We start from the raw sequence: 272 nt of genomic DNA, 5'->3' as shown, positions 1-272 counted from the left end.
ATGTTGCTCCAGTTATATTTACAAAGACTGTTAGCTTAATTGACGAAAAATGATTGCGCAACCATTTTGACTGAAATGGCACAATACAGTATTGTTTGTGGAAAAAATAAGATCACGCTATGAGCAGAAAACCTAATTTAAAAGATGTTGCCAAAGTTGCCGGCGTAAGCGCCATTACGGTGTCAAGAGTGCTGACAGACCCAACAAAAGTGTCTGATAAGTTGCGTAATAAGGTAGAGCAGGCAGTACGGGAGACCGGCTATATCCGTAAT

The 272-nt window shown here is 40.4% G+C and carries 1 protein-coding gene; it reads left to right on the top strand.

The window, feature by feature from the left end; translation table 11 throughout:
• Positions 1 to 119: 119 nt before the first annotated feature.
• Positions 120 to 272 (top strand): LacI family DNA-binding transcriptional regulator (locus RG959_RS25315; RefSeq protein WP_369335203.1); only part of this gene is annotated, 153 nt, incomplete at its 3' end.

The organism is Domibacillus sp. 8LH (assembly GCF_038806185.1).
GTDB lineage: Bacteria > Bacillota > Bacilli > Bacillales > Domibacillaceae > Domibacillus > Domibacillus indicus_A.
Note: the sequence above shows the minus strand (reverse complement) of the source record. Positions and strands in the feature narration are given on the sequence as shown.